The sequence below is a fragment of the Magnetospirillum sp. 15-1 genome, assembly GCF_900184795.1.
In the GTDB taxonomy this organism is placed as follows: domain Bacteria; phylum Pseudomonadota; class Alphaproteobacteria; order Rhodospirillales; family Magnetospirillaceae; genus Phaeospirillum.
This window is the reverse complement of the sequence record NZ_FXXN01000028.1, coordinates 576,231-601,573: the sequence shown is the minus strand read 5'-3', so window position 1 is coordinate 601,573 and position 25,343 is coordinate 576,231. Positions and strand designations below refer to the sequence as shown.

20 protein-coding genes are annotated in these 25,343 nt (G+C 66.7%); 13 read left to right on the top strand and 7 right to left on the bottom strand.

Features of this window, described 5'->3' with window-relative positions; all coding sequences use genetic code 11:
* Positions 1 to 24 precede the first annotated feature (24 nt).
* Complete coding sequence (gene groES, locus CP958_RS24100; RefSeq protein WP_096704709.1) at positions 25 to 312, bottom strand: co-chaperone GroES; 288 nt, start codon at positions 310 to 312, stop codon at positions 25 to 27.
* Between the two features lie 245 nt (positions 313 to 557).
* Between groES and CP958_RS24095 the strand changes: the two genes are divergently transcribed.
* Both CP958_RS24095 and CP958_RS24090 read left to right on the top strand, forming a co-directional pair.
* Positions 558 to 1,286, top strand: coding sequence for a DUF2076 domain-containing protein (locus tag CP958_RS24095; RefSeq protein WP_096704708.1), 729 nt, complete (start codon positions 558 to 560; stop codon positions 1,284 to 1,286).
* Between the two features lie 70 nt (positions 1,287 to 1,356).
* Complete coding sequence (locus CP958_RS24090; protein ID WP_096704707.1) at positions 1,357 to 1,599, top strand: DUF1178 family protein; 243 nt, start codon at positions 1,357 to 1,359, stop codon at positions 1,597 to 1,599.
* Positions 1,600 to 1,615: 16 nt separating this feature from the next.
* On the opposite strand, the gene CP958_RS24085 is transcribed toward CP958_RS24090, so the two are convergent.
* From CP958_RS24085 to CP958_RS24065, 5 genes are all read right to left on the bottom strand, one after another.
* On the bottom strand, positions 1,616 to 3,544 hold the full coding sequence (locus CP958_RS24085) for a HAMP domain-containing methyl-accepting chemotaxis protein (protein WP_096704706.1): 1,929 nt from the start codon (positions 3,542 to 3,544) through the stop codon (positions 1,616 to 1,618).
* On the bottom strand, positions 3,528 to 5,918 hold the full coding sequence (locus CP958_RS24080; RefSeq protein WP_197706451.1) for an efflux RND transporter permease subunit: 2,391 nt from the start codon (positions 5,916 to 5,918) through the stop codon (positions 3,528 to 3,530). The genes CP958_RS24085 and CP958_RS24080 overlap by 17 nt, the downstream gene beginning before the upstream one ends.
* The gene (locus tag CP958_RS24075) at positions 5,908 to 6,873 is read right to left on the bottom strand and encodes a YCF48-related protein (RefSeq protein WP_170959096.1); all 966 of its coding nucleotides are present in this window, start codon (positions 6,871 to 6,873) and stop codon (positions 5,908 to 5,910) included. The genes CP958_RS24080 and CP958_RS24075 overlap by 11 nt, the downstream gene beginning before the upstream one ends.
* 62 nt (positions 6,874 to 6,935) lie before the next feature.
* Complete coding sequence (locus CP958_RS24070) at positions 6,936 to 8,282, bottom strand: DUF1329 domain-containing protein (protein WP_096704703.1); 1,347 nt, start codon at positions 8,280 to 8,282, stop codon at positions 6,936 to 6,938.
* 15 nt (positions 8,283 to 8,297) lie between these two features.
* A complete protein-coding gene (locus tag CP958_RS24065) occupies positions 8,298 to 10,178 on the bottom strand; it encodes a DUF1302 domain-containing protein (RefSeq protein WP_096704702.1) in 1,881 nt (626 codons plus the stop codon).
* A gap of 525 nt (positions 10,179 to 10,703) precedes the next feature.
* On the opposite strand from CP958_RS24065, the gene CP958_RS24060 reads away from it, so the two are divergent.
* The 11 genes from CP958_RS24060 to CP958_RS24010 all read left to right on the top strand — a co-directional run bounded on the left by CP958_RS24060 (position 10,704) and on the right by CP958_RS24010 (position 23,706).
* Positions 10,704 to 11,006 (top strand): SCP2 sterol-binding domain-containing protein, encoded by a 303-nt coding sequence (locus CP958_RS24060; RefSeq protein WP_096704701.1) that lies wholly within the window; start codon positions 10,704 to 10,706, stop codon positions 11,004 to 11,006.
* A gap of 71 nt (positions 11,007 to 11,077) precedes the next feature.
* Positions 11,078 to 12,739: a long-chain fatty acid--CoA ligase gene (locus CP958_RS24055; protein ID WP_096704700.1), complete on the top strand. Its 1,662-nt coding sequence runs from the start codon at positions 11,078 to 11,080 to the stop codon at positions 12,737 to 12,739.
* Positions 12,740 to 12,855: 116 nt separating this feature from the next.
* Positions 12,856 to 13,254, top strand: coding sequence for a MerR family DNA-binding transcriptional regulator (locus CP958_RS24050; RefSeq protein WP_170959095.1), 399 nt, complete (start codon positions 12,856 to 12,858; stop codon positions 13,252 to 13,254).
* Positions 13,255 to 13,333: 79 nt separating this feature from the next.
* Entirely contained in the window at positions 13,334 to 14,470 is a 1,137-nt protein-coding gene (locus CP958_RS24045) for a thiolase family protein (protein ID WP_096704699.1), read from the top strand.
* Positions 14,470 to 16,794, top strand: a complete 2,325-nt coding sequence (locus CP958_RS24040; RefSeq protein WP_096704698.1) for a 3-hydroxyacyl-CoA dehydrogenase/enoyl-CoA hydratase family protein — start codon at positions 14,470 to 14,472, stop codon at positions 16,792 to 16,794. The genes CP958_RS24045 and CP958_RS24040 overlap by 1 nt, the downstream gene beginning before the upstream one ends.
* 202 nt (positions 16,795 to 16,996) lie before the next feature.
* Positions 16,997 to 18,781, top strand: a complete 1,785-nt coding sequence (locus CP958_RS24035) for an acyl-CoA dehydrogenase C-terminal domain-containing protein (RefSeq protein WP_096704697.1) — start codon at positions 16,997 to 16,999, stop codon at positions 18,779 to 18,781.
* A 27-nt stretch (positions 18,782 to 18,808) separates the two neighbouring features.
* On the top strand, positions 18,809 to 19,372 hold the full coding sequence (locus tag CP958_RS24030; protein WP_096704696.1) for a thioesterase family protein: 564 nt from the start codon (positions 18,809 to 18,811) through the stop codon (positions 19,370 to 19,372).
* Positions 19,360 to 20,181 carry an NAD(P)-dependent oxidoreductase gene (locus CP958_RS24025; RefSeq protein WP_096704695.1) on the top strand — a complete coding sequence of 274 codons (822 nt, stop codon included), beginning with the start codon at positions 19,360 to 19,362 and terminating at the stop codon, positions 20,179 to 20,181. The genes CP958_RS24030 and CP958_RS24025 overlap by 13 nt, the downstream gene beginning before the upstream one ends.
* Positions 20,182 to 20,191: 10 nt before the next feature.
* Positions 20,192 to 20,941: an electron transfer flavoprotein subunit beta/FixA family protein gene (locus CP958_RS24020; RefSeq protein WP_096704694.1), complete on the top strand. Its 750-nt coding sequence runs from the start codon at positions 20,192 to 20,194 to the stop codon at positions 20,939 to 20,941.
* Between the two features lie 129 nt (positions 20,942 to 21,070).
* Positions 21,071 to 22,009, top strand: a complete 939-nt coding sequence (locus CP958_RS24015) for an FAD-binding protein (protein WP_096704693.1) — start codon at positions 21,071 to 21,073, stop codon at positions 22,007 to 22,009.
* Between the two features lie 74 nt (positions 22,010 to 22,083).
* On the top strand, positions 22,084 to 23,706 hold the full coding sequence (locus CP958_RS24010) for an electron transfer flavoprotein-ubiquinone oxidoreductase (protein WP_096704692.1): 1,623 nt from the start codon (positions 22,084 to 22,086) through the stop codon (positions 23,704 to 23,706).
* 163 nt (positions 23,707 to 23,869) lie between these two features.
* Here the strand turns inward: CP958_RS24010 and CP958_RS24005 are convergent, their stop codons facing one another.
* Complete coding sequence (locus tag CP958_RS24005; RefSeq protein WP_096704691.1) at positions 23,870 to 25,156, bottom strand: Hsp70 family protein; 1,287 nt, start codon at positions 25,154 to 25,156, stop codon at positions 23,870 to 23,872.
* Between the last annotated feature and the right edge of the window lie 187 nt (positions 25,157 to 25,343).

Below are 25,343 nucleotides of genomic sequence, written 5' to 3'. Positions count from 1 at the left end.
CTTAACCTCTATAGAATTCGTGGGTTAGGCGAGAATGCCGAGAATGTCGGATTCCTTCATGATCAGCAGATCGACGCCGTCGATCTTGACCTCGGTGCCGGACCACTTGCCGAACAGCACGCGGTCGCCGGCCTTGACGTCCAGGGCGACCAGCTTGCCGTCATCGCCACGGGTGCCGGAACCGACAGCCATGATTTCGCCCTGCATGGGCTTTTCCTTGGCGGTGTCGGGGATGATGATGCCGCCGGCAGTCTTCTCTTCGGCGTCGAGGCGCTTCACCAGCACGCGATCATGGAGCGGTCTGAACTTCATTTTGGGAATAACCTCCGTAAGACGGTTCGATCCAGCCGGGGCGCTGTTAGCACTCTCCGGCGACGAGTGCCAACCATCTAGGAGGGGTCCGCGGGAGAGTCAAGCGCGATCGGGTGAAATTTCCCCAAATTGGGAGAGGGTAATTCGCCAACTTAATGATTTGTAATGATAATTTTCTGCCATGGACTTGCCGTGATTCGCACCTACATTGTGGGGCGAAAGTTTCTCAATCGGGAAGGCGAACCATGACCCCCTCCGAACGTGACCTGATCCAAAGCGTGTTCGACCGCCTGGCCAGGCTGGCGGGCGGCAACAAGGACCGCGAGGCCGAGGCCCTGATCCTCGAGCGGATGCGCGCGGTGCCCGACGCCGCCTACAATCTGGTGGAGGCGGTGGTGGTGCAGGAAATGGCCATCAAGGAGCACGAGGCCCGCATCCGCGACCTCGAGGCCCAGTTGGCCGGACGAACCCAGCCGCCGCAACAGGCGGGCGGCTTCGGTCAGCCGGGCAATCCCTGGGGCGGCGGGCGCGGTTCGGTGCCCTCGACCCAGCCGCCGCAGCAGCAGGTCCAGCAACAGCAATACGCCCCTCCGCCGCAGCAATATGCCCAGCCCCAGGCCTCGCCGTGGGGCGGGCAGCCCTCGGCCGGCGGCAGCTTCCTGCGTACGGCGGCCGGCGCGGCGGTGGGCGTGGCCGGCGGCATGCTGCTGGCCAACGGCATCTCCAGCATGTTCGCCGGCGGCCATGCCGGCGGTTCGCCCTGGGGCGGCGGCGCCCAGCCCGCCTCGGAGACCATCACCGAGAACACCACCATCAACAATTACTACGGCTCGTCCACCCCGGCGGCCGGCGGCGACGCGCCCCAGGCCAGCTACGACAGCCCCCAGGTCAGCTACGACAGCAACGTGGCCGACGACCAGGGCTACGCCGATTTCGATCCCGGCTACGACGTGGGCGGCGACGACAGCTTCTAAGCCAACAACATTGCAACGGCGGAAACCGCTCCCTTATAACGGGGGCGGTTTCCTTGCATGAGAGCCCGACATGATCCTCTACACCCTGCGCTGTTCCCACGATCATCACTTCGAGGAGTGGTTCGACAACAGCGGCGATTACGATGCCAAGAAGGACGCCGGCGCGCTGACCTGTCCCGAATGCGGCGACAAGGAAGTGGGCAAGGCCATCATGGCTCCCAACGTGGGCAAGGGCCGCGCGGCGGCCGTCCCGCCGCCCTCCTGCGGCACGCCCATGGGCTGCGGCGGCTGCCCCATGGCGGGGCAGCACTAGACACTTCGGCCGCAGCCTATTCCCGGCATACGCCGGCGATGAAGGCTTCCACCTCGCGGCGCAGCATCTGGGCGTCGTGAGCGAGGCTCCGGGCCGCGTCCAGCACGTGAGCCGCCTCGATGCCGGTGGACTCGGCGACCTGGGTCACCCCTTTGATGTTGAGCGAGACATCGCGGGTATCGGTGGCCGCCCGGCTCAGGGTGTCGACGATGTCGCGGGTGGCGGAGGTCTGGGTTTCCGCCGTGGCGGTGACGAGGGCCGAGATGTGATCCATGCGCGAGATGATCTTTCCCGCGCCGCGAATCGCCGCGATGGTATCGCCGGTTTCGGTCTGGATGGCTTCGATCTGCCGGCTGATCTCCACGGTGGCCGAGGAGGTCTGGGTCGCCAGCGCCTTGACCTCGCCCGCGACCACGGCGAAGCCCTTGCCCGCCTCGCCGGCCCTGGCGGCCTCGATGGTGGCGTTGAGCGCCAGCAGGTTGGTCTGGGCCGCGATGGTCTGAATCAGGCTGATGACCGCCGTGATGCTTTCCGCCGACTGCGACAGCTCGCCCAGGGTCTGATCGGTGCGGGTCATTCCGGCCACCGCCTCGCGGGCGATTTCCGAGGATTCGGCGGTGCTGCCGCCGATCTCGGTGGCTGACCTCGACAATTCCTCGGCCGAGGACAGCACCTTCTCCAGGCTGGTCAGGGCCTGATGGGCCGCCTCCGCCACCCATTGGGCCTGGCGCGAGGTCTGGACCGAGCTGGCGGACAGGGATTGGGCGGAATGCTCCAGCCGGGACGAGGCTTCCGTCACGCCGTGCACCAGCGAGCCCAGGGTCTCGCGCATGGTTTCGGCGAGGCGGAGACGGACCTCGCGCTGTTCCTGCCGGGCGCGGATTTCCTGCGCCGCCTTATCGGCCTGGAGACTGCGGACCTCCTCGGCGTTCTGCTTGAAGACCTTGACGGCGCGGGCCATGGCGCCGATCTCGTCCACCCGGTCGGTGCCGGCGACTTGGACCGCCAGATTGCCGGTGGCGAGGTCCTCCATGAGGTGGGTCAGGGTGCGGACCGGCCGCACGATGCCCTTGGTCAGGACGATGGCGATGCCGGTTCCCGCCGACAGCCCCAGAAGCACCCCGGCCAGCAGCAGCCAGGTCGAGGTGCGCTGAACCCGCTCCATGGAGGATTTGACCCGTTCGGCATCGCCGCGCAGGAGTTCCTCCAGCCGGTTGACCGCCTGGGCGATCCGCTCGTCGGCGGTGCGCCGGTGGTCGGCGACCTCGCGCACGCTTTCGAATTCGGTGCGGTATTGGTGAACGGTGTCGGCCACCTTGGCGACCTGTTCGGCCAGCGGACCCGAGGTCATCTGCTTCAATTTGATGGTGGCGGTGAACAGCGGGCGCAGCGCCGCCATCATTTCGGCGGTCGCCGTCTCGATGCGTCCACCCCGCAATCCCTGCTCGATGCTGTGCATGGAAGCCTGGGCCAGACGCATGGAGAACACCTGCTCCCGCGCGTCCTCGGGTGCGGAATCGGGAAAATCCTCGGTGAACCGGGTGATCTCGTCGCTGCGCCGCTCCATGCTTTCCAGCGAGGCGGCGTTGCGCCGGCTGGCCTCCACCAGGGCGGCGAAGGCGGCGCCGAACTCATCGACGGCGGCCCTGGCGCCCTCGGCGTCGCTCCCGTCCCAGCGGGAGGCGGCGATGACCTGGGCGAGAAGCGGGGCGACGCCGTCAAGGCGCGCCGTCACCTCGGCGGCCAGCCCGTCCTCGGGCTCGTGGCGGTAGCGCAGGACGTCGGCGCGGATACCGTCGATCAGGGTGGCCAGGGACTGCGCCTGACGGGCGGCGGCGGCGGCGGTGCCGACCGAGTGAAGGCTGAACCAGCCCACGCCGCCGATGATGGCCGCCAGGACCACCACGACGGTGAAGCCGGCGGCGATCCTATTGCCGATGCGCATGGGACGGGCCCTTGCCGTCGCCGACCAGGAAGGCGGCGAAGGCCGGCAGCAGGAAGATGGCGCCCAGCATGTTCACCAGGAACATGAAGGCCAGCAGGATGCCCATGTCGGCCTGGAACTTCAGCGCCGAGAAGGCCCAGGTGGCGACCGAGATGGTCATGGTGACGGCGGTGAAGACCGAGGCGGTTCCCCGCTGCTTCAGGGCGGTGGCGAAAGCCTCCTCCAGGCAGTGGTTGCGCTCGCGCATTTCATGCTTCATGCGCTCGAACAGATAGATGCCGTAATCCACCCCGACGCCCACTCCCAATGCCACCACCGGCAGGGTGTTGACCTTGAGCCCGATGCCCAGCGCGGCCATCAATGCGTTGCACAGCACGGTGACGATGCCCAGCGGGATGACGATGCACAGGGTGACCCGCCACGAGCGGAAGGTGACGAGGCACAGCAGGCTCACCGACAGGAACAGGGTCAGGTTCACCCATTTGTCGGCGGCGGCCACCGCTTCGTTGGTCGCCGCCATGACGCCCACGTTGCCGGCGGCCAGACGGAAGCGGACCTTGTCCGAGTCGTTCTCCGCCTTGAAGGCGCGGATGCGCTCGATGATGTGGGTGATGGTGCCGGCCTGATGGTCGCGGGGATAGATGGTCAGGGGCATGGCCGTGCAGTTGGCGTTCATCAGCTCGTTGCCCATGCGCCGGGCATAGCCCACCCCCTGGGCGATCTGCATCTTCTCCTCGGGCAGGACGCGCCATTTCACGCTGGTTTCGGCGAAGCCCTGGGTCACGGTCTTGACGAAGCCCACCAGGCCGCGCACCGAGGCGACGCCGTCGGTCTGGCGCATGATGAATTCGAAGTCCTCCAGCTTGTCCATCACCTCGCGGTCGACGCAGGGGGATTCGTCGCCGCTGGCCTCGGCGACCACCTGCAGGTGGTCGACGCCGATGGCGAAATGGCTGGTGATCATCTCGATGTCCCGATTGTAGCGGGAGTCCGCCCTCAGTTCGGGAATGCCCTTGCCGAGATCGCCGATCTTGAGGTCCCGCGCCTCCCACAATCCGAGCCCCAGCAGCGCCAGGGCCAGGAGCAACGCCCAGCGGCCGTTCCGGCGGGAGGCCAGGGGGGCGACGCGCTCCCACAGCCGGTCGCCGGCGGTTTCCATGCCGTTCAGCCGCTGGGCGTCGGCCGGCGACAGCTTCATGAAGGACAGCAGGACCGGCAGCAGCAGCTTGTTGGTCAGGATCATGATGGAGACGCCGAGGGTGGCGGTGATGGCCAGCTCGCGCACGACGTCGATATCGACCATGGTGATGACCAGAAAGCCCAGGGCGTTGGCCAGCAGGGCCATGGCGCCCGGAATGAACAGCTTCTGGAAGCTGTTGCGCGACGCGGTCACGCCGTCGGCGCCGTGGAGGCTTTCCAGCTTCCAGGCATTGGTCATCTGCACGGCGTGCGAGACGCCGATGGAAAAGATCAGGAAGGGGACCAGGATCGACATGGGATCGATGCCCATTCCCAGGATCGGCAGCAGCCCCAGCAGCCAGACCACCGGCACCAGGGCGCAGACCAGGGCGCAGGCGGACAGCATGGCCGAACGGCAATACCAGTACAGCAGCAGGGCGGTGATCACGAAGGCCACGGCGAAGAAGGTGACGACGCCGGCGGCACCCTCGGCGAAATCGCCCACCGCCTTGGCGAAGCCGATTTCGTGCAAGGTGATGGCATCGGTCTGGTAGCGGGTGCGGATGTCTTCGAGCTGATGCGCCACCCGCTGCAGGTCCACCTGGCCGTCCAGCAGATTGGCCACCACCAGGGCCGCCGTCTGGTCGGTGGCGACGATGCGCCCGACCCAGTCGGATTTCAGGGTGTTCTCCCGGATCTTGCGGAGTTGCTCGGGGCTGCCGCTGAAGTCCGAATCGACGATGGTGCCGCCCCGGAAGCCGTCCTCGACCACCTCGGTGTAGCGGACGTTGGGGCTGAACAGGGACAGGACCGACGAGCGCTCGACCCCCTTGATGAAGAAGATTTCCTCGGTGACGGCGCGCAGGGTGTCCATGAACGCCTTGTCGTAGATGTCTCCCTGTCTGGCCTTGACCGCGACGATGATCTTGTTGGCGCCGCCGAAGGTGTCGCGGTAGCGCAGCAGCGTCTTCATGTACTCGTGGTGCAGGGGGATCATCTTCTCGAAGCTGGCGTCGACCCACAGATGGGTGGCGGAATAGCCCAGGCCCAGCGTGATGAGGATGCCCAGGGCCAGCAGGGTCCTGCGCCAGTGGAAGATCTGGTAGGAAAGCCGACCGACCCAGCCGACCGAAAAGTTCCGCGCCTCCAGCCCCTTCTCCTCGAACACCGGGCTTGCCATCACTCTATCGCCCATGTCGGGAGTCCTTGTTTTCTGCCGTCGGCATATCAAGACGAAGAATGCCGGCATCGCCGCCGGCGATCAGGGTGCCGGAGCGCGCTTCGGCGATCTGGGCCAGATTGGCGCCCCGCGCGGCCTTGACGGCGCGGAAGGTCTTGCCGTTGTCGTCGCTGATCGCGGCGACGCCGTTGTTTCCCGCCAGGATCAGGCGCCCGTCGGCCAGGGTCAGGCCATTGTTGAAGGCGGTATTGGTGTCCACGGGCACGGCGCTCCATTCCCCGTCCGGGGCGGTGGAGCGATAGACGTGGCCGCGCATGCCGAAGATCAGGGCGGCGCCGTCGCGGGCGACGATGGCTCCGAAAAACGAGCCGGCATAGGGCGGGGTACGCATGCGCCAGGTGGCGCCGCCATCGGCCGAGACGGCCAACGTCCCCGATTCGCCCACCAGCAGCAGATCGCGCGGCGACCGCGCCACGATCTTGTAGATATGGCGGTCGAACTCGTCGCCCAGGATGGTGTGCCGCGTCCAGGTCCGGCCGGCATCGTCGGACAGGAGGAACAGGCCGAAGGCGCCATGGGCGATGAAGCGTCCATCGCCCAGCGCCACGACCCCCAGCAGGGAATCCCTGCCGGCCGCCGGAACCTCGACCGCCTGCCAGGTGCGGCCGTCGTCGGCGGTCCTCAGCAGCGTGCCGCCATGCCCGACCGCCACGCCGGTGCCGTCCCGGCCGAAGGCCAGCGCGGTAAGGGTCCGCGTGGTGGCGGGCATGGCGGCGCTCCAGGTGCCGCCATCGTCGTCGGAGCGCAGAACCGTGCCGCGCTCGCCCACCGCGATCAGCGAGGCCCCCTCGCGGACCAGATCGAGCAGGATGATGGCGTCGGGATGCGCCACCGCCACCGGTTCGGCCGCTGCGGGACCGATCAGCGGAGCCAGGGCGAGGAGAAGGATGGCGATGGAATGTCTGGTCATGGACGGCATTCTCAAAGTCGGTGGAATGAAAAGGGGCCGCCGGCGACAGGCGGCCCCGATCCCTACTTGGTGCCGGCGCGGCGGAGCGCGTCGGGCTCGAAGTCGCTCGCCTTGCCGGTGGTGCCGATCTTGCGCACCGCCCTGGTCTCGTTGTTGATGCCGTAAAGGGCATAGCCGCCGCTGGTCAGGTCGTGCCACAGGTTGAAGCCGTACAGCGGAACCTGGGCGTCGTAGTACTGGATCAGGCCGTGGATGCCGACCCGCCACAGGCCGCCGCGGGTGTCGTAGGCGTCCTCGAGCAGGACGTTCCACGAATCCTCGTCGATGTAGAAGGTGCGCTTGCCGTACAAGTGCTTGGCGCCCGACTTCAGCGTGCCCTCGACCACCCAGACCCGGTGGGGCTCGTAGCGGACCACGTCGGGGTTGATGGAGGATTTCTGGATGATGTCGGCGTATTTGAGGCTCTTGTCGCCGATCTTGTAGCTGTTGTAGGCGACGTACAGTTCCTTCTTGCCCAGCAGCTTCCAGTCATAGCGGTCGGGGGCGCCGTTGTAGCCGTCCACCTGATCGACCACGTACATGCCCTCGGACCCGTCGGTGATCATGTCGTAGGCAAGGTCGGGCGCCCGGCGGACGCGGCGCTGGCCGGCATTGTAAATCCAGGCGGCGCGGCTGCTTTCCACCTGGTTGACCGGGTCCTGGACCAGATAGATGGTGCCCTCCAGCGAGGCCGGATAGGTGTAGAAGGACATGTAGCGCATCAGTTCGCCGTCGCGGGCGCCCTCCAGGTTGCCGGCATAGATGCGCTTGAGGCGCAGGCCGAACCGGGAATAATCGCCGCTGCCGCGAACCAGGAAGGTGGAGTAATCGTCCTCCAGCCCGCCGCCGGTATAGCGGACCAGATGATTCCACAGAACCTCGATGCCGGTCTTGGGGATCGGGAACGGAATGTTCGAGGTCCCCAGGTTCTTGACGCCGAATCCCTCGATCTCGACCTTGTCCGCCTGGGCCTTGGCCTGATCGGTCACCGCCTTGGGCAGGGCGACGGTGCGGTGGCTGGGATAGACCGGCATGCGGAACGTCGGATACTTCTTGAGCAGTTCCAGCAGGCCGGGCGACAGCTTGTCCTTGTACTGCTCGGCGTTCTGGCCGGTGATGGTGAACAGCGGCTTCTCGTCGGCGAAGGGGTCGGCATAGGGTTGGCCGGGGCTCCAGCCGGCCGGCGCCTTGCTCAGTCCGCCGTCCCAGGCCGGGATGGCGCCGTCCTTGCTGCCGGCTTTCTCGGCGCCGGCCGGGGTCAGGTCGGCGCCCAGGCGCTCGATGTCGGTCCGGGCCGGGCCGGCGACGGCGGGGAACGCCAGGGACAGGGCCAGGGCGATGGACGCAAGAGGAATGGTGCTGATCTTCATGGAACTGGCCTCCCGTCAGAAGCTGGCGCTGATGCTAAGCGAGTAGAAGTCGTGATCCCGCAGCGGATCATACTTGGCGTTGTCGCCGTAATAGACGTAGTTCATGTCCAGATTGTACTGCTGGGACAACGAAAAGCGGCTTCCCAGGCCAATGGCCATGCGCCCCTCGTTCAACTGTCCGTCGGCCGAGACGCCCTTGACGTCGTGGGCGAAGTAGATGCTGGGAGTGAAGGTCACGGCGGTGTCGAAGATCTGCGGATATTCCAGTTGGCCGCGCAGGCGGTAACCCCACGAGAACTGGGTGACGTAGCCGTCGTTCCGGCAGCCGTCGGCCTGGGGATTGTTGCTGCCGCTGCAGGTGTTGTTGCCGGCGCTGGAGCCGGTCCCGAAGATGAATGACCGGCCGTAGCGGACGGAGGTGCCGTCGCGGTAGTCGGGGACATTGACCCACTGGAAGGCGCCTTCGGCGGCGAGGGTCGATTTCGCGCTGCCGGCCACGCCGCCGAAGGTCTTGATGCCGTTGAGCTGGAACTGGGTCTTGGTGAAGCGGTCATAACCGCTGATGTCGCCCATGCTGGGCGTCGAGGTCACCAATGACGCCAGCGGTCCGGTCTGGTTCAGCAGGCCGTTGAGGAGATCGTTGGCGTTGCGCTGCACCGGCAGGTTGGGGATGACGCTGATCTCGGACCCCACCGACCATCCCAGGACGGTGGTGGCGGCGCTGGCACCGAACACCTGGACGTCCTCGGGATATTCCCAGAAGGCGGAGGCGGAGACGATGCCCTTGCCGGCCAGCAGGGCGTTGGTGCTGATCTGATGGGCCATCAGCGGATTCTTGGTCGATTGCGCGTTGATCACGCCGGCCGCCGTGCTGCCCCATGTTCCCTTGTTGCCGGTGATGATCGGGGTGCGGGAATGGATGTTCATGCCGTAAAGGCCGAATTCCGTGTCGATCGGGTCGGCGGAAAGCCGGACGGCCATGCCGAACTCGCCCAGCGACCGGGCCTTCTTGCCGGGGTTCAGCGGGGCGTAGGTCCCGCTGGCGATGGCCGCCGCCGACGAGGTGGAGCCGACGACGATCTTGTTGCACTGGCCCGGATTGGCGCTCGCCTGGATATCCAGGGAAGACCAATAGGTGCCGCAGGCCTCGACCGTGGTCGGTTCCCAGGCCAGCTGATAGAAGCCCTCCACCGAGACGCCGGCCCCCAGATTGGCGTTGGCGTCGATGGCCCAGATGGGCAGCATGCCCTCCTTGACCTCGGCGCCGGGCCGCCGCAGGGCGGGGGCGTCGATGGGATTGATCTGGTTGACGCCCTGGAAGAACAGGCTTTCGCCCCAGTTGAGGGACTGGCGCCCCAGGCGGACCTGCAGCGGCCGGTTGGCCACGTCGAAGGTGTTGTAGACATAGGCGTCCAGCAACTGAACGCCCTTGAACTGCTGGCTGGTTTCCAGCCCGCTGTCCGACAGGGAAGTTCCCTTGGCGTAATTGTCGGCCATGTTGCCGTAGCGGACGCGTTCGGCGCTCAGCGCCTCGTCGTACCAGGCCTTGAAGCGGACCAGGCCGCCCATGTCGTCCTTCTTGATCTCCAGGTCGCTGACCATCTTCAAGATGGTCGAGACACGGTCGCCGGCCTTGGAGTTGAGGGTGTTGGCATCGCTGCTGCTGCCGCCGGTGCCGCCGGCCAATCCGATCGAGGCGCCGTCGGCGGCCTTGAACAGCTTCGGATTGGGGTCCTGGGCGCGCCAGGTCGAGCCGAGGGACACGGTGGTGTTCCAGTTGCCCTGCCACCCTTCGTATTCGAACTGCTCCGCTCTGGCGGCTCCCCCCAGGGAGGCCGAAACCATCGCCGCCACGGCGGCGAGACCCAATCCTCCGGAACGTGACCTACTGCTCATCGTTAATCCCCCAGTCCTGTTCAAGTCTTGGCCCTGCGTCGCCGCTCCGGCCGGAACGGCGACAGACGTTGATGCATGGAGGATTCCACAATCAGCTCAGCGGCCTACCCTGACGAACCGGAGATCGAAGCCAGCCATCGGTGCAGCGCATCAGTATGATGAAAGCCATGGTCGCGGCCGCGGCCGCGTGACTCCCCGGATGATCGTTTGCCTCCACCGAGGGGCCGTTTCCCGACCTGCATATGGTGCTTGCTCTCGGCATATCTATTCGGCACAAACATGACGATTACGTCAACATAAAAAATCATCACCATTTCGGCATATTCCTAAAAGCCGGCTCGCCTCCTGATTATATGAGGTTCGCACCGTGGTTTTGTGGGGAAATGGCGGCAAACCGCGCTCTTTGCCGCGTGCTATCCCTGTTGCGCCAGCGGCCGCCGCATCAATTACCGAGGAAATGGCGTTGACATGCCTGAGTGTTGATGTTTACGTAAACGTCAATTGAGCGACGCAAGGGGCGAGCCGATGTCTGCCGACGAGCTTGAGCGATTGATTGAAGAGAGTTTGCCGAAGCTGTCACGCCTTAACGCGGTGGTCTGTTTCGATCTGACGGCCGACGGCCAGTATCTGGTCGACGCCCGGGGCGGGCGGGCGGTGCTGATCGACGGTGACGGCGACGAATGCGATTGCACCGTCAAGATCAGCTCCGAGAACCTGATAAAGTTGATGACGGGAAAGATGGACCCGATGCTCGCCTATGCCATGGGGCGCATCAAGGTCAGGGGATCGATGGGAGTGGCGATGGCCCTGGTCGGGGCGATCGGCTGACGGAAACACGTCGGCCGGGGATAAAAAAATATAAGGCGGCAAAAGTCCGCCAGCTGGGAGGATGAAGCGTCATGAGCGTACCACCGGTCGCTATTCCGCTGCGGCGGGTCGACAGCCTGCTGGACGATGCCGTCGCACGGTTCGGCCCCGCCATGGCCATGGATTTCCTGGGCCGGCGCTGGACCTATGCCGAGCTGGGCAATCTGGTGGCGCGCGCCGCGGTCGGCTTCCGTCAGCTGGGGGTTCGCAAGGGCGTCCGTGTCGGGCTGTGCCTGCCCAATTCCCCCTATTTCGTCATCTGCTACTACGCGGTGCTGAAGGCCGGCGGAACGGTGGTCAATTACAATCCGCTCTACGTGGAGCGGGAACTGGCCACCCAGGTCAGGGATTCGGGAACCGTCATCATGGTCACCCTGGATCTGCAGCAGATCTATCCCAAGGTGGCCGGGCTGCTCGAGGAGTCCTGCCTCGAGCGGGTCGTGGTGTGCTCCATGAAGGACATCCTGCCGGCGGTGAAGGGGCTGATGTTCCGCGTCCTCAAGCGCAGCGAGCGGGCCGACATCCCCGAGGATCTGCGCCACGTCTCTTTCGCCCGCCTGACCTCGTTCGGCACCGACCTGCGCCCCGAGACCATCGATCCGGAACAGGATATCGCGGTGCTGCAATATACCGGCGGCACCACGGGCGTGCCCAAGGGGGCCATCCTCACCCACGCCAATCTGACCGCCAATGTGGAGCAGCTTCGCCGGGTGGTCGGCTGCCTGGAGCCCGGCAAGGAGCGCGTGCTGTGCGTGCTGCCGTTCTTCCATGTGTTCGCCATGACCGTGGGCCTGAATTTCGGCGTCCTGATCGGCGCCGAGCTGGTGATGCTGCCCCGGTTCGAGCTGAAGCAGGTCATGCGCACCATCGCCAAGACGCGGCCGACCCTGTTTCCCGGTGTCCCGACCATCTATACCGCCATCAACGGCGCCGCCAAGGGGGGCGGCAGTGATCTGTCGTCCATCAAGTTCTGCATTTCCGGCGGAGCGCCCCTGCCCCTGGAAGTCCGGATGGATTTCCAGCGCCTGACCGGCTGTTCGCTGGTGGAAGGCTACGGGCTGTCCGAGGCCTCACCGGTGGTCACCTGCAATCCGCCGGACGGAACCATCAAGGACGGCTCCATCGGCCTGCCCCTGCCGGGGACGCTGGTGGAGATCCATGCCGCCGACGAGCACGGCAAGCGGCTGGGAACCGGCGAGAAGGGCGAGGTCTGCGTGCGCGGCCCGCAGGTGATGGCGGGGTATTGGCAGCGGCCGGACGAGACCGCCGCGGTGCTGCGCGACGGCGTGCTGCGCACCGGCGATATCGGCTATGTGGACGAGGACGGCTACGTCTTCCTGGTGGACCGCATCAAGGATCTGATCATCTGCGGCGGCTACAACGTCTATCCCCGCATCGTCGAGGAGGCGCTCTACCGCCACCCCGCCGTCGCCGAGGTGGTGGTCATCGGCATTCCCGACGCCTATCGCGGCCAGGCCCCCAAGGCGTTCGTGCGGCTGCGCGAGGGAACCGCCGCCTCGCCGCAGGAACTGCGGACCTTCCTTGCCGATCACCTGTCGCGGATCGAGCTTCCGGCGGAGATCGAACTGCGTGATCAGTTGCCGAAGACCATGATCGGCAAGCTCTCCAAGAAAGAGCTGGTCGCCGAGGAAGCCACCAAGGTGGCGGCTTCCGATCTGACCGCCGCGTCCTAACCCACGACATCAGCCGACGGAAAGCGTGATCATGGTGATTTCCCCTGACATCAAGATGACGTATGGTGCCGAATTCGGCCTGATACGTCATCTGTCTTGCAAAGAGGAATTTCACCGTGACGGACAAGATCTATTCCGTGACCCAGTTGGCCAACGATCTGGGGATCACGCCCAGGACCATTCGTTTCTACGAGGATCAGGGTCTGATCCTGCCGCAGCGGGCGGGCAACACGCGGGTCTACACCCATCGCGACCGGGCGCGGATGATTCTGATCCTGCGCGGCAAGCGCCTGGGCTTCAGCATCAAGGACATCAAGGAATTCCTCGACCTCTACGTGGTGGACACCACCCAGGTCGAGCAGCTGCAGTTGCTGGTCGGCAAGGTTCGCTCGCGCGTCGCCCAACTGGAGGATCAGTTGCAAGCCGTTCAGGCCAGCCTGAGCGAGCTGCGGGAAATCGAGCGCCTCAGCCTCGAAATGCTGTCCAACAAGGGCGTGGACATGCCTTCGGCCTAGGAGAGGGAAGGGAGCATCACAGCCTGCCACCCTCTTCGACGGCAGCCCTCCAAGCTTTTCAATCCCTGGAGAAACGTCGATGAAGAAGGTGGTAATCGCGGGGTACGCGCGTTCGCCGTTCACCCTGGCCAAGAAGGGCGCCCTGGCGTCCGTCCGTCCCGATGAGCTGGCCGCCCAGGTGGTCCGCGCCCTGGTGGCCAAGGCCGGAATCCCCGGGGAGGATATCGAGGATCTGCTGCTCGGCTGCGCCTTCCCCGAGGGCGAGCAGGGCTTCAACGTGGCACGGCTGGTCAGCCTGATGGCCGGCCTGCCCCGTTGCCTGGGCGCGGCCACCATCAACCGCTTCTGCGGTTCCTCCATGAGCTCGGTGCACATCGCCGCCGGCGCCATCGGGATGGGAGCCGGCGAGGCCTTCATCTGCGCCGGCGTCGAAAGCATGAGCCGGGTGCCCATGATGGGCTTCAACCCCCTGCCGCATCCCGATTTCGCCGCCAGCAATCCCGGCGCCTACATGGGCATGGGCGACACCGCCGAGAACGTGGCCGCCAAGTGGAACATCTCGCGGCGCGAGCAGGAGGACTTCGCCGCCCGCTCGCACCAATTGGCGATTGCGGCCCAGCAGGCCGGCAGGTTCGCCGACGAGATCGTCGCCATTACCGGGCGGAAGGGCACGGTCGGCGCCGACGGCTGCATCCGCCCCGAGACCACCGCCGAAAGCCTGGCCGAGTTGAAGCCGGCCTTTTCCGCCACCGGCGTGGTGACCGCCGGCACGTCCTCGCCGCTGACCGACGGCGCCTCGGCGCTGCTGGTGTGCAGCGAGGATTACGCCGCCCGCCACAAGCTCGACGTGCTGGCGGCGGTGAAAAGCGTCGCCGTCTGCGGCTGCGATCCCGAGGTCATGGGCATCGGCCCGGTGGGCGCCAGCCTGAAGGCCTTGAAGCGCGCCGACATCGACGCCGCCCAGCTCGACGTGGTCGAGCTGAACGAGGCCTTTGCCAGCCAGGCCATCGCCTGCATCCGCGAACTGGGCCTGAAGCCCGAGACGGTCAACATCGACGGCGGCGCCATTGCCCTGGGCCATCCGCTCGGCGCCACCGGCGCCCGCATCGTCGGCAAGGCCGCCTCGCTGCTGAAGCGCCAGAAGGGCCGCTATGCCCTGGCGACCCAGTGCATCGGCGGCGGCCAGGGCATCGCCACCATCCTGGAGGCGGTGTGATGGCCGGAATCAACAAAGTCGCGGTCATCGGCGCCGGCGTCATGGGGGCGGGAATCGCCGCCCATGTGGCCAATGCCGGTGTGCCCGTGGTGCTGCTGGACATCGTTCCGGCCGGCGCCGAAAACCGTAACGCCATCGCCGAGGGCGCCGTCGCCCGGATGCTGAAGGCCGATCCCGCCCCCTTCATGAGCAAGGCGGCGGCGCGGCTGGTCACCACCGGCAATACCGAGGATCACCTCGGCCTGCTGGCCGAATGCGACTGGATCGTCGAGGCGGTGATCGAGCGCCTGGACATCAAGCAGGCGCTGTACGCCAGGATCGACGCGGCGCGCAAGCCGGGCAGCGTGGTGTCCTCCAACACCTCGACCATTCCGCTGGCCGCCCTGGTGGATGGCCTGGGCGAGGGGTTCGCCGCCGATTTCTGCATCACCCACTTCTTCAACCCGCCGCGCTACATGCGGCTTTTGGAAGTGGTGGGCGGCGCCAAGACCCGGCCGGAGGCCCTGGCCACGGTGTCGGCCTTCGCCGATCACCGCCTGGGCAAGAGCGTGGTGTCGTGCAAGGACCGCCCCGGCTTCATCGCCAACCGCCTGGGCGTGTACTGGCTGCAGGCGGCGGTGGCCGAGGCCGTCGACCTGGACCTGGATATCGAGGAGGCGGACGCCATCATCGGCAGGCCGGTCGGCATCCCCAAGACCGGCGTGTTCGGCCTGCTGGATCTGGTCGGCCTCGACCTGATGCCCCACGTCAACGCCAGCATGGCCCAGGCCCTGCCCAAGGACGACCCCTTCCACGCCATCAACCGGCCGGTGCCGCTGGTCGATCGCCTGATCGCCGAGGGCTATACCGGGCGCAAGGGCAAGGGCGGCTTCTATCGCCTCAACCGCGAGGGCGGCCGCAAGGACAAGGAAGCCATCGATCTGGCCAGCGGCCGGTTCCGGCCGCAGCGCAGGGCCGAGGTGGCGGCGGTCAAGGCCGCCGGGCGCAAGCTTTCCGCCCTGTTCGACCACGACAGCAAGCATGGCCGCTACGCCTGGCGCGTCATGGGTGCGACCCTGACCTATGCCGCGACCCTGCTGGGTGATGCGGCCGACGCGGTCGATGCCATCGATGAGGCCATGCGGCTGGGCTACAACTGGAAGTTCGGCCCCTTCGAGCTGATCGACAAGCTGGGCGTCGATTGGCTGGTGGCGCGGCTCGAGGCCGAGGGTAGGGCGGTGCCGGCCATCCTGCGCAAAGCCGCCGGCCGCCCCTTCTACCGCATCAAGGCCGGGCGCCGGCAGGTGCTGGGGCTGGACGGGCAATACCGCGACGTGCTCCGCCCCGATGGCGTGATCATGCTCGAAGACATCAAGCTGACCACCGAACCGGTGCTGAAGAACGGCTCGGCCGCCCTGTGGGATATCGGCGACGGCGTCGCCTGCCTGGAGTTCACCAGCAAGATGAACTCCATGGACCCCGACATCATGGATCTGCTGAACAAGTCCATCCGACGGGTCAAAAAGGACTTCAAGGCGCTGGTTATCTATAACGAGGGCAGCAACTTCTCGGCCGGCGCCAATCTGGGCCTCGCCCTGTTCGCCGCCAATATCGCCGCCTGGACGGAGATCGAAAACATGGTCGCCCAGGGGCAGGAAACCTATCGCGCCCTGAAATACGCCCCGTTCCCGGTGGTCGGCGCGCCGTCGGGCATGGCGCTGGGCGGCGGCTGCGAAATCCTGCTCCATTGCGACGCGGTCCAGGCCCATGCCGAGACCTATGTGGGGCTGGTCGAGGTCGGGGTCGGCCTCGTCCCCGCCTGGGGCGGCTGCAAGGAGATGCTGCACCGCTGGGCCACCCTGGGGCGTCTGCCCAAGGGGCCGATGCCGGCCATCGGCAAGGTCTTCGAGATCGTCAGCACCGCCACCGTCGCCAAGTCGGCGGCCGAGGCCAAGGAGCTGCTGTTCCTGCGGCCCGACGACGGCATCACCATGAACCGCTACCGCCTGCTGGCCGATGCCAAGGCCAGGGCGCTGGCCCTGGTCGACAATTACGCCCCGCCCGAGCCGCCCAGCTTCGTGCTGCCGGGACCGGCGGCCAAGGTGGCCATGGACATGGCGGTCGGCGGCTTCCGCCGTCTCGGCAAGGCCACTCCCCATGACGAGGTGGTCTCGGGAGCGCTGGCCGAGGTGCTGTCGGGCGGCGATACCGACGTCATCGAGGTGCTGGACGAAACCGCCCTGCTGGACCTCGAGCGCTCGCGCTTCATGCGTCTGGTCCGGCATCCCGGCTCGCTGGCGCGGACCGAGGCCATGCTGATGACCGGCAAGCCGCTCCGCAATTAGAACCGCCGAGCCCTCGAACTGATTTTTCAGTTCGAGGGTGAGAAGGCAAGGGCAAGGCCCGCCGCGCATGCCGGCTTCGCCGGTAAACATTTGGTAGCACGCCTACGCGTGCGGTGGCGCGTAAGCCAAGCGAAGCGCCCGGCGCCTGAGGGACAACGAGACGGGTCACGGCAGTGGCCCATCGGTAAAGAGGAACCCAATCATGGCCAGTTACAAGGCTCCCCTGCGCGACATGCGCTTTGTCCTCTTCGAGCTGATGGAGGGCGACAAACTCGCCACTCTTCCCGGCTACGAGGAGTTTTCCCGCGATCTCATCGATCCGGTGCTGGAAGAGGCCGCCAAGATCTGCGAAGGCGTGCTGCACCCCATCAACCGCTCCGGCGATGAAGAGGGCTGCGCCTTCGAGAACGGCGTGGTGCGCACGCCCAAGGGCTTCGCCGAGGCCTACCGGCTGTTCCGCGAGGGCGGCTGGACCTCCATTTCCTGCGATCCCGCCTATGGCGGGCAGGGAATGCCCAAGACCGTCGCCACCCTGGTCGAGGAGATGATCTGCTCGTCCAACCTGTCGTTCGGCATGTATCCGGGCTTGAGCCACGGCGCCTATGTCTCGCTGCACGGCTTCGGCTCCGACGCGCTGAAGGACGCCTATCTGCCCAAGATGGTGGACGGCACCTGGGCCGGCACCATGTGCCTGACCGAACCCCATTGCGGCACCGATCTCGGGCTGCTGCGCACCAGGGCGGTGCCCCAGGACGACGGCAGCCATAAGATCACCGGCACCAAGATCTTCATCTCGGCCGGCGAGCACGATCTGACCGAGAACATCGTCCATCTGGTGCTGGCCCGCCTGCCCGACGCGCCCAAGGGCGTCAAGGGCATCAGCCTGTTCCTGGTGCCCAAGTTCCTGCCCAAGGCCGACGGCACCCCCGGCGTGCGCAACGGCGTGGCTTGCGGCTCCATTGAGCACAAGATGGGCATCAAGGCCTCGTCCACCTGCGTCATGAATTTCGACGACGCCACCGGCTGGCTGGTGGGCGAGCCGCACAAGGGCATGCGCGCCATGTTCGCCATGATGAACACCGAGCGCCTGTCGGTGGGCGTGCAGGGGCTGGGCCTGGCCGAGGCCTCCTACCAGGGGGCCGTGGCCTATGCCCGCGAGCGTATCCAGGGCCGTTCGCTGACGGGGACCAAGCATCCCGACAAGGCCGCCGATCCCATCATCGTCCACCCGGATGTGCGGCGCATGCTGCTGACCCAGCGGGCCTATGTGGAGGGCTGCCGCGCCCTGGCGGCCTGGGCCGCCTGGAACGTCGACCAGCAAAAGCACAATCCCGACCCCGCCGTCCGCGAGGAGGCCGAGGACTTCGTCGCCCTGATCACCCCGATCATCAAGGCGCTGCTGACCGATCTGGGGTTCGAGGCGACCAATCTGGGCATGCAGGTGTTCGGCGGCCACGGCTTCATCCGCGAACACGGCATGGAGCAGTATGTGCGCGACTGCCGCATCGCTCAGATCTACGAGGGCACCAACGGCATCCAGGCCCTGGACCTGGTGGGGCGCAAGCTGCCGGCCCATGCCGGCCGCTATCTGCGCCGCTTCTTCCATCCGGTCTCGGCCTTCATCGAGGCCAAGGTGGAGGACCCGGTGCTGGGCGAGTTCGTCCAGCCCCTGGCCAAGGCCTTCGTGCGCCTGCAGCAGGCCACCGCCCAGGTGGCCCGCGCCGGCATGAAGAATCCCGACGAGGCGGGGGCGGCGGCCAGCGACTACCTGCGGCTGTTCGGCCTGACGGCGCTGGCCTATCTGTGGGCCCGCATGGCCGAGACCAGCTTGCCCCGGCTGGCCGACGACCCGGACGGCTTCTATGCCGCCAAGGTGGGCTCGGCGCGGTTCTTCATGGAACGCCTGCTGCCGCAGACCGGCGGCCTGCTCTCGGCCATTCTGGCCGGCGGCGGCTCGATGATGTCGTTCGACGAAGCGGCCTTCTAGGGCTCTGGCGGGAGAGGGAACGCGGTCATGAACCTGTGGCTTAGGCTCCTGAGGGTGTTCATCGCCTCCCTCTTCCGCCCGCGTCTGGGGCTCACCGATGAATCGCTGCTGCATTTCAGGGTGATGCCGCACGATCTGGACATCAACATCCACATGAACAATGCCCGCTATTTCGCCCTGATGGATCTCGGGCGGTTCGATCTGATCGTTCGCGGCGGCCTGTGGCGGCCGGTGCTGCGCAATCGCTGGCAGCCGGTGATCGCGGCGGCGCTGGTCCGCTTCCGCCGGCCGCTCAAGCCGTTCGAGCCGCTCACCCTGAGCAGCCGGCTGATCGCCTGGGACGAGAAGTGGCTCTACATGGAGCACCGTATCGAGTCCAAGGGCAATCTGGCCTGCCACACCATCGTGCGCGGCGCCTTCGTCGGCGCCACCGGCGTGGTGCCGCCGGCCGCCATCGCCGACGCCGTGGGGTTCACCGGTCCCTCTCCGTCATTGCCCGACTGGATCGTTCCCTGGCGCGATCTGGACGGAGCCATCGAGGCATGTCCCTCGTTAAACCCTGCCCTGGAGGCAAGTCCATGCGTTCTTTGAAGGGGAAGACCCTGTTCATTTCCGGGGCCAGCCGGGGGATCGGCAAGGCCATCGCGCTCCGCGCCGCCCGCGACGGCGCCAACGTCGTCGTCGCCGCCAAGACCGTCGAGGCCAATCCGAAGCTGCCGGGAACCATCCATTCGGCCGCCGCCGAAATCGAGGCGGCGGGCGGGCGGGCCCTGCCGCTGGTGGTCGACGTGCGCGACGAGGCCGGCATCGCCGAGGCGGCGGCCCTGGCGGCACGGACCTTCGGCGGCATCGACATCGTGGTCAACAACGCCAGCGCCATCAGCCTGACCGATACGCCGTCCACCGCCATGAAGCGCTTCGATCTGATGATGTCGGTCAACGTGCGCGGGACCTTCGCGGTGACCCAGGCCTGCCTGCCCCATCTGCGTCGGGCGGCCAATCCCCATATCCTGGTGCTGTCGCCGCCGCCGTCCCTGGATGCCAGGTGGTATGCGGGCCACACCGCCTACACCATCACCAAGATGGGGATGAGCCTGTGCGTGCTGGGCTGGGCCGCTGAATTCCGCGAGGCGGGCATCGCCGCCAATGCGCTGTGGCCCCGGACGGTGATCGACACCGCCGCGCTCGCCATGCTGGGTGGCTTCATCAAGCCCGGTCACTGCCGCACCCCGGAGATCATGGCCGATGCCGCCCACGCCATCCTCACCCGCCCGGCGCGGGAGTGCAGCGGCAATTTCTTCATGGACGACGAGGTGCTCCGTCAGGAAGGGGTCACCGACCTGAGCGGCTATGCCGTCGATCCGGCCGGCCAATTGCTGCCTGATCTGTTCGTGGAGTGAGGAAAGACAAATGAAAGTCCTGGTCGCGATCAAGCGGGTGATCGACTACAACGTGAAGATCCGGGTGAAGTCGGACGGTTCGGGCGTCGAGACGCAGAACGTCAAGTTCTCCATGAACCCGTTCGACGAGATCGCGGTGGAGGAGGCGGTTCGCCTCAAGGAAGCCGGCAAGGCCGCCGAGGTGGTGGTGGTGTCGGTGGGTCCGGCGGCGGCATCGGAGACGCTGCGCACCGCTCTGGCCATGGGCGCCGACCGCGGCATCCTTGTGTCTTGTGACGACGAGGTCCAGCCGCTGGCCGTCGCCAAGGTCCTGAAGGCCCTGGTGGACAAGGAGGCCCCCGGCCTGATCATCCTGGGCAAGCAGGCCATCGACGACGATTCCAACCAGACCGGCCAGATGCTGGCGGCGCTGCTGGGCCGCCCCCAGGGCACCTTCGCCTCCAAGCTGGAGATCGCGGGCGAATCCATCACGGTGACCCGCGAGGTGGACGGCGGCCTGGAGACGGTGAGCCTCAGGCTGCCGGCGGTGGTGACCACCGATCTGCGCCTCAACGAGCCGCGCTACGCGTCCCTGCCCAACATCATGAAGGCCAAGAAGAAGCCCATCGACACGGTGAGCCCGGCCGATCTGGGCGTCGACGTCGGCCCGCGTCTGGTGACCCTCAAGGTCGAGGAGCCGCCCAAGCGCAAGGCCGGCATCAAGGTGGCCGACGTGGCCGCCCTGGTCGACAAGCTGAAGAACGAAGCCAAAGTCATTTAACACTTCATCGTCATGGCCGGGCTCGACCCGGCCATCCACGACGGTGCCGCAGCACCCAGGATCGAGGCGCGGCACGGCCGTGGATACCCGGAACAAGTCCGGGCATGACGACGGGAAAGGGACGAACGAATGACCATTCTGGTTCTAGCCGAGCACGAGGGCGGCACTCTCAAGGCCGCCACGCTGAACACCGTCACCGCCGCCGCCAGGATCGGCGGCGATGTGCACGTCCTGGTCGCCGGAAGCGGCATCACTGCCGTGGCCGAGGCCGCCGCCAAGGTGGCGGGTGTGGCCAAGGTGCTGTCGGCCGACGCCGCCCTTTACGCCAACCATCTGGCCGAGCCCCTGGCCGCCCTGGTGGTGAGCCTGGCCGGCGGCTACAGCCACATCCTGGCGCCCGCCACCACGGGGGGCAAGAACGTGGCGCCCCGCGTCGCGGCGCTGCTCGACGTGGCCCAGGTGTCGGAGATCACCGGCGTGGTGTCCCCCGACACCTTCATCCGCCCGATCTATGCCGGCAATGCGCTCGCCACCGTGCAGTCCAAGGACGCGGTCAAGGTGATCACCGTGCGCGGCACCGGCTTCGAGGCGGCCAAGGCCGAGGGTGGCTCGGCTTCGGTGGAAGCCGTCGCGGCGGCCGCCGACCCGGCCCTGTCGTCCTACGTGGGCAGCCAGCTCAGCAAGTCCGAGCGTCCCGAGCTGACCAGCGCCCGCATCATCATCTCGGGCGGGCGCGGCATGCAGTCGGGCGACAACTTCCCGCTGCTCGAAGCGGTGGCCGACAAGCTGGGCGCCGCCGTCGGTGCGTCAAGGGCAGCGGTCGACGCCGGCTTCGTGCCCAACGACTTCCAGGTCGGCCAGACCGGCAAGATCGTGGCGCCGGACCTCTACATCGCCGTCGGCATCTCGGGCGCCATCCAGCACCTGGCCGGCATGAAGGATTCCAAGGTCATCGTCGCCATCAACAAGGACGAGGAGGCCCCCATCTTCCAGGTCGCCGATTACGGCCTGGTCGCGGACCTCTTCAAGGTGTTGCCGGAATTCACCGCGGCCCTCCAGTCTCCCTGAGGCCGCAACCTGACGGGGGCGAATCCGGCATGGATTCGTCCCCGCTTTTTAGGGGGGGGGGAGTAGCAGGTCTAATGGAACGTGAATCCATGGAATTCGACGTCGTGGTGGTTGGCGGCGGGCCATCTGGCCTGACGGCGGCCATCCGGCTGAAGCAGCTCAACGCCGACTTGAGCGTCTGCGTGCTGGAGAAGGGTTCGGAGGTGGGAGCCCACATCCTGTCGGGAGCGGTGATCGAGACGCGCTCGCTGGCGGAGCTGTTCCCGGACTGGCGGGAGCGCGCCGCGCCGCTGCTGACGCCGGCCAGCGACGACCGCTTCCTGTTCCTGACGGAGTCCAAGGCCATCCGGCTGATGACGCCGCCGCAGATGAACAATCACGGCAATTACATCGTGTCGCTGGGCAACTTCACCCGCTGGCTGGGGGCCCAGGCCGAGGCGCTGGGCGTCGAGATCTTCGCCGGCTTCGCGGCGGCCGAGGTGCTGTACCACGAGGACGGCTCGGTCAAGGGCGTGGCGACCGGCGACATGGGGATCGGCAAGGACGGCCAGCCCACCCACAACCATACGCCGGGCGTCGAGCTGTGGGCGCGCCAGACCATCTTCGCCGAGGGCTGCCGCGGCTCGCTGACCAAGACGCTGTTCGAGCGCTTCGACCTGTGCCGGGATTGCGAGGACCAGACCTACGGCATCGGCATCAAGGAGCTGTGGGAGATCGACCCGGCCAAGCATAAGGCGGGCACCATCGTCCATACCGTCGGCTGGCCGCTGGACACCGCCACCTATGGCGGTTCGTTCCTCTATCACCTGGAGAACAATCAGGTGGCGGTGGGCTTCGTGGTCGGCCTGGACTACGCCAACCCGCACCTGTCGCCCTTCGACGAGTTCCAGCGCTTCAAGACCCATCCGGCCATCCGCCCGATCTTCGAGGGTGGCCGCCGGGTGTCCTATGGCGCGCGCGCCCTGTCGGAAGGCGGCTTCCAGTCGGTCCCCAAGCTCAGCTTCCCCGGCGGCGTGCTGGTGGGCGACACGGCGGGCTTCCTCAACGTGCCCAAGATCAAGGGCACCCACACCGCCATGAAGTCGGCCATGGTGGCGGCCGAGGCCGTCGCCGAGGCCCTGGGCCACGAGGGCGGCGCCAACGAGGTGAGCGCCTATCCCGAGCACCTGAAGCGGTCCTGGCTGTGGAAGGAGCTGCACGAGGTCAGGAACATCCGCCCCAGCTTCCACTGGGGCCTCTTCGGCGGCATCGCCTATTCGGCGCTGGAGACCTATGTGTTCAAGGGCAAGATGCCCTGGACGCTGCACCACCGGCCCGACCATCTGGCGCTGAAGAAGGCCAGCGAATGCCCGAAGATCAGCTACCCCAAGCCCGATGGGGTGGTCAGCTTCGACAAGCTCAGCTCGGTGTTCATCTCGTCGACCAATCACGAGGAGAACCAGCCGGCCCACCTCAAGCTGCGCGACCCGGCGGTGCCCGTCGCCATCAATCTCGAGCATTACGACGCCCCCGAGCAGCGCTACTGCCCGGCCGGCGTCTACGAGATCGTCAGGAACGACGACGGCTCCAATCCCCGCCTGCAGATCAACGCCCAGAACTGCCTGCACTGCAAGACCTGCGACATCAAGGACCCAACCCAGAACATCAATTGGGTCGTCCCCGAAGGTGGCGGTGGACCGAACTATCCCAACATGTAATACCAAATCCTGATGAGCCGGACTCATCGGGATTTGGTTAGGCCCAACGGGCCGCGCGCCTTATGGCGCGGGAGGCAAGGGCGCCCGCGCCCGCCCGCCGATTGAGGGCGAGCCCGGTGATCGGTTGCGATCACCGGGATATGGTATAAGGGATGAGCGCGCCTCAGCCGCCGAACACCTCGCGGGCGCGCTGGGCGAGGCCGGTGGCGACCGAGATGAACTCGCCGCCGGTGCTGAGGCGGTCCTCGCCGAAGCGGTCGGCGAAGATGGCGCGCACCGCCGGCACCAGGGACGAGCCGCCGGTGAGGAAGACCCGGTCCACCTGGGCGAGCCCGGTGCCGGTGCTCTCCAGCAAACCGTCGACGCAATGCTCGATGGCGGCCAGTTCCTTGCCGATCCAGCCTTCGAATTCGGCGCGGGTGACGCGGCGCTCCACCAGCACCGGGTCGTGATCGAAGCGCAGCACGGTCTCGTCCGCCTGGGACAGGTCGCGTTTGGCCTGCTCCACCGAACGGTAGAGGTGATAGCCGAGATTGTGCTCGATCAGCGCCAGCAATTGCTCGATCTGGTCGGGATGCTCCACATGGCGCCGCAGGTCGCGCAGCAGGCGCAGCGTCGAGGGCGTGTTGAGGAAGGCGACATGGTGCCAGCGCTCCAGCTTGGCGTAGACCCAGGCCGGCATGGGCAGGACCTTGCCGTCGCTGACATAGGTGGTGCGCTTGCCGAAATGCCCGGACAGGCCGTGCTCGACGATGCGCCGGTCGAAGGCGTCGCCGGCGATGCCGACACCGGCGGTGCCGATGATGGCGTCCTCGGGCCGAGCCAGCCCGGCGCGCCCCGGTCCCAGGCGGATCAGGCAGAAATCGCTGGTGCCGCCGCCGAAATCGGCCACCAGCACGGTCTGGTCATGCCGCAGCGTGCTTTCGTAATAATAGGCGGCGGCGATGGGCTCGTACTCGAACACCACATCGCCGATGCCGGCCTTGGCGAAGGCCTCGACCAGCCGGCCGGTGGCGTAGGCGTCCTCCTCCTCGCCGCCCTCGGCGACGAAGCGCACCGGACGCCCGGCCACCACCCGCTCGACCTTGGCCCCCGCCGCCTCGGCGGTTCGCCGCAATTGGGAGACGATCAGCGCCACCAGCTCCTCCAGGGAGTAGGGCGCCCCATAGATGGCGGTGCTGGTGAAGGACCGGCTGGTCAGATAGGACTTGAAGGATTGCAGGAAGCGGCAATCCCCGTCGCCGTGCAGATAGGCGTCGATGGCGTCATGGCCGGCCAGGGGCAGGATGCGGCGCTGGGCGTCGCGCCGGGCATTCTCGAAGGCCAGCACCGAGCGCAGCGTCGAGGCCGGCCCGGCCGTGGTGGCGAAGTTCAGCACCTCCACGCTCCGATCGGTCCGGGCCAGGGCGACGGCGCTGTTGGTGGTGCCGAAATCCATTCCGACGAACATGTATTGGTCCCGTGTGCTGCATCTGACGGCCCCTCCGGCCCCTGGGCGAGGCGGGGCGGCGGGGTCGCAGTCATAGTGTCGGCCATGTGAAAACGCCAGACAGATTCGCGCCGCATGGGGCGATGTCAAACAATATGCCATACAATTTAACTTGATTGAGCATACAATCCCTACATATGATCGCGTC